The 4,436-nt window shown below is 49.3% G+C and carries 3 protein-coding genes and 1 rRNA gene; 2 read left to right on the plus strand and 2 right to left on the minus strand.

The window, feature by feature from the left end; translation table 11 throughout:
* Positions 1-161, minus strand: a 16S ribosomal RNA gene (locus tag BM159_RS11740); the annotation flags it as partial.
* Positions 162-513: 352 nt separating this feature from the next.
* On the opposite strand from BM159_RS11740, the gene BM159_RS11745 reads away from it, so the two are divergent.
* Entirely contained in the window at positions 514-2,346 is a 1,833-nt protein-coding gene (locus BM159_RS11745) for an NAD(P)-binding protein (protein WP_093914395.1), read from the plus strand.
* Positions 2,340-4,052 carry a [FeFe] hydrogenase, group A gene (locus BM159_RS11750; RefSeq protein WP_093914396.1) on the plus strand — a complete coding sequence of 571 codons (1,713 nt, stop codon included), beginning with the start codon at positions 2,340-2,342 and terminating at the stop codon, positions 4,050-4,052. Before BM159_RS11745 ends, BM159_RS11750 begins: the two co-directional genes overlap by 7 nt.
* 183 nt (positions 4,053-4,235) lie before the next feature.
* Here the strand turns inward: BM159_RS11750 and BM159_RS11755 are convergent.
* A partial coding sequence (locus BM159_RS11755) for a transposase (RefSeq protein WP_177206049.1) occupies positions 4,236-4,436 on the minus strand: 201 nt, incomplete at its 5' end.

Consider the following 4,436-nt stretch of genomic DNA (forward strand, 5'->3'; position numbering starts at 1 on the left):
CACCCCTTTCGGGGTGTTGTCCCAATCCGGGGGGCAGGTTGCCTACGCGTTACTCACCCGTTCGCCACTAGGATTCTGCCGAAACAAAATCCCCGTTCGACTTGCATGTGTTAGGCACGCCGCCAGCGTTCGTCCTGAGCCAGGATCAAACTCTCCATAATACTTTATAGAAAGCCGATTCGGCTCTTCTTGTTGTTCAGAATTTCTTTGACTTTTCAGGTCTGTCCCCGAAGGGGCTGACCCGCACATTCATCTGGTTCGTTATTCAGTTCTCAAGGTTCCGCCGTCGATTGACGACTTGGTTATAATAGCACTTCTTTTTCCCTTTGTCAACACCTTTTTGTAAAAAACTTTACATTTTTTTAAATAATTTTGTGAGCGTTCATATTATCACCTGTATTACGAACGGATAGCGTGTATTATATTTTGTTAATTTTAAAAAATATGATATACTACATTGAAAGCAGAAAGCACTACAACATACTGCTTATATTACAGAGGAAGGTAATCATCATGAGCAAAATTACACTGGACATTCCCGAGAAGTCCCAAAAAATTCTCGACGCAATGTACCAGACCATGGAAGGTCGCCTCGAAGCCAGTCCCGGCGGTGTTTGTCCTATTGACATCACCCTCTCCTTTGTGCGTATGTGTCATACCCAGAGCTGCGGCAAATGTGTTCCCTGCCGTATCGGCCTGGGCCCCCTGGGAGATTTGCTGGAAAAAATCCTGGATTACGAAGCTTCTCCGGAAGATCTGGAAATATTGCGTAAGACTGCCGAAAGCATTTTCCTTTCCGCGGACTGCGCCATCGGCTATGGCGCTGCGGAAATCGTATTAAACAGTCTGGCTGCTTTTGCAGACGAATATCAGGAACACGTTCAGCATCATGCCTGTCTGATGCACCAGAATCAGCCTGTGCCCTGCCGTGTAGCCTGTCCGGCCCACGTTGATATTCCCGGATATCTTTCCTTAATCGCTGACGGGCGTAACGAAGACGCAATCCGTTTAATCAGAAAAGATAATCCGTTCCCCGCTTCCTGCGGCTTTGTCTGCGAACATCCCTGTGAAGGAAACTGCCGCCGTAATATGATAGATGAAGCTATCAATATCTGCGGCTTAAAACGCTACGCAGCGGAACATATCGGAGAGGTTCCCGCTCCGAAACGCCTGCCGGATACGGGCAAAAAAATAGCCGTTGTAGGCGGCGGCCCCGGCGGCCTGACTGCAGCTTACTACCTGCAGCTGATGGGACACCAGGTCACCGTTATGGAACGCCTGGATAAGCTGGGCGGCATGATCAGGTATGGAATCCCGGCTTACCGTCTGCCGCGTGAATATTTGGATGCGGACATTAACCATATCCTCTCTACTGGCATCAAAACGCAATTCGGTATTTCTGTCGGTAAAGATTTTACAGTTGAAGATTTGCGAAAAGAATACGACGCTGTATATCTGGCTTTTGGCGCACATAACGCAAAAAAAATGCGTATTCCCGGAGAAGAAAGTGCTGGCGTTATTTCTGCTATTGATATATTACGTGAAGTGGGATACGGCAATCCGCCAGACCTCACCGGCAAGAAAGTAGTCATTGTAGGCGGCGGCAATGTTGCTATGGACGTTGCCCGTACTTCTGTACGACTGGGCGCGGAGAAAGTTTACATCGCATACCGTCGCAGCCGGGCCGATATGCCTGCCTTAGATGAAGAAATCGACGGTGCCATTGCCGAAGGCTGCGAACTGATGGAATTGTATGCGCCGGATCACGTGGTAACAGACGAAAACGGTCACGTAAAAGCGTTAGCCCTTCGTCCTCAAATCCCGGGCCCCATCGAAGGCGGACGTCCCAAACCCTATGACGCACCGGAACCGGTGCTGGAACTTGCCTGTGATTTAATAGTTTCCGCTATCGGCCAGGATATCGAATGGCAACGTTTCAACCAGCAGGGTATCCCTGTCAGGAAAGGTGTTATCGATGCCATGGCAGACGGTTCAATTTCAGGCAGCAACGGCATTTTTGCCGGCGGTGACTGCGTGACCGGTCCTGCGACTCTCATTCGATCGATTGCCGCGGGTAAAGTTGCAGCGATCAACATTGACCAATATCTTGGTTTCAATCATAAGCTGGACTTCGGCGTCCAGGCTGCGGCGCCTCACTTTATTGACCGCAAACCCTGCGGACGCTGCAATATAAAAGAAAGGGAAGCCGGCATCCGTAAACAGGATTTCGAAACCGTAGGCCGGGGACTTTCAGAAACAGAAGCAAAACAGGAAGCGCTCCGCTGCCTCCGTTGCGATAAATTCGGCCTCGGTGCCTTAAAGCAGGGAGGGAATTTACCATGGTAAATATTATTATAGATGGAAAGAAGTTGCAGGCGCGTGACAATGTTACGATTCTGCAGGCAGCCCGTGAAAATGGTTTTTCTATTCCCACTTTATGCTATCTGGAAGGGCTGAATGAAATCGGCGCCTGCCGTTTATGCCTGGTAGAAGTAAAGGGCCAGCAGCGCCTGGTTTCTTCCTGCAACACAAAAGTTAAGGAAGGCATGGAAATTTCTACCCGCTCTGCCAAAGTCCGGATGGCCCGCCGCTTAAATGTTGAACTGATTTTATCGCAGCATAACTGTAACTGTCCTTCCTGCCCCCGCAACGGCAACTGCCAGCTACAGAAGGTTGCGGCGCAGTTAGGGGTAAATGTTGAAAGCTATCCCAAAAAACTCAAACAGGAAGCGTGGAATAATAACTTCCCGCTGAACCGCGATGAAACAAAATGCGTAAAATGCATGCGCTGCATCCAGGTTTGCGACCAAGTGCAAAATATGCACGTCTGGGATTTAGTGAATACCGGCAAACGCACCCGCGTCGGCATGGTACAGAACACCTGCACCCTGTGTGGACAATGCATCACCCATTGCCCGGTTGCCGCATTAAGCGCCCGGGATGACACGGAAAAAATCTGGAACGCCATATCGGATCCGGAAAAAATCGTCATCGTACAGCCGGCGCCCGCCGTGCGTACCGCCTGGGCCGAAGAAGCTAATGTGCCCAGAGAAATGGCTACTCCGGAAAAACTGGCGGCAGCCTTGCGGCATTTAGGTTTTGATTACGTGTTTGACACCAACTTCTCCGCTGACTTAACTATTATGGAAGAAAGTGCGGAATTAATTGAACATCTGACCCATGCAGGCAAGTATCCCGCTCCTATGTTCACTTCCTGCTGCCCCGGCTGGATCCGGTTCTTAAAGAAAGAATACCCGGAAATGGTTCATTATATGTCCACTTCCAAATCGCCTATGTCCATGTTCAGTGCCATCGCTAAGAGCTATTATGCCAAACTGCTTGATGTTTCTCCGGAAAAAATCGTCTGTGTGGCCGTCATGCCCTGCGTAGCCAAAAAATACGAAGCTGACGTACCGGAAGTCAACAGCGAGCCCGGCATCAAAGATACCGACTATGTTATTACGACCCGGGAACTGGTCCGTATGTTAAAAGCTGCCAATGTTGACGTTGCCAAGCTTAAACCAGAGCCTTTCGATAAACCTCTGGGCGAAGGAACCGGCGGCGCCGTAATCTTCGGCACTACCGGTGGCGTTATGGAAGCAGCAGTCCGTAATGCGTACTACATGCTAACTGGTAAAAATCCGCCTAATCCAGATAATTTCATCCAGTGGAAATGGCTGAATCGCTGGCGTGAAACGGAATTCACGGTTGCCGGCGTAACAGTGCGCATTGCCGTAACAAGCGGCTTAGGTTGTGCCCGGGATTTGGTCGAAGCTATTAAGAACGGTTCGGTACACTATGACTTCGTAGAAGTTATGGCCTGCCCCGGTGGCTGCAGCGGCGGTGGCGGACAGCCCATACATGAAGGCGAAGAACTGGCCTGGGAACGCGGCAATTATCTGAAAGATCTGGACAAACGCTCCAAACTCCGTGTTTCCTATGAAAACCCGTATATTCAGGAGTTGTATAAAAACTTCCTGGATAAACCCTTATCTGAAACAGCGGAACACTACCTGCATACCAATCAGGTCAATTGGACGATGACTGACTGAAGAAGGGTGTAACAAATTAAAACCGGCCCGGACGCTTAACAGGCGTTTCCGGGCCCTTTTTGTTTATAAAAATAATCGCTTCCACCCCTTCAAGGGGTGGTTCGCTTAGCCCTATAAGGGCCCAACACAGGCCAGCGCCTAAATGACGCTGGCTTTCACTTTGTTCAAGCCGCAGTGGTATGACTACTTGCTACCCTTAAAAGGGTCTTCGTATTCTTTACTGAATAACGAATCTTCCATTTGATCCATCTTATCCTGTTCCCGGATATATTTCTGTATGGTTTGCGCATTCAGCCCTACCGTACTAACGTAATATCCGGTTGCCCAGAATTTTCGATTTCCAAATTTATATTTCAGATTCGCATGTCGTTCAAATATCATCAG

It is taken from the genome of Succiniclasticum ruminis DSM 9236 (genome assembly GCF_900112895.1).
GTDB lineage: Bacteria > Bacillota > Negativicutes > Acidaminococcales > Acidaminococcaceae > Succiniclasticum > Succiniclasticum ruminis.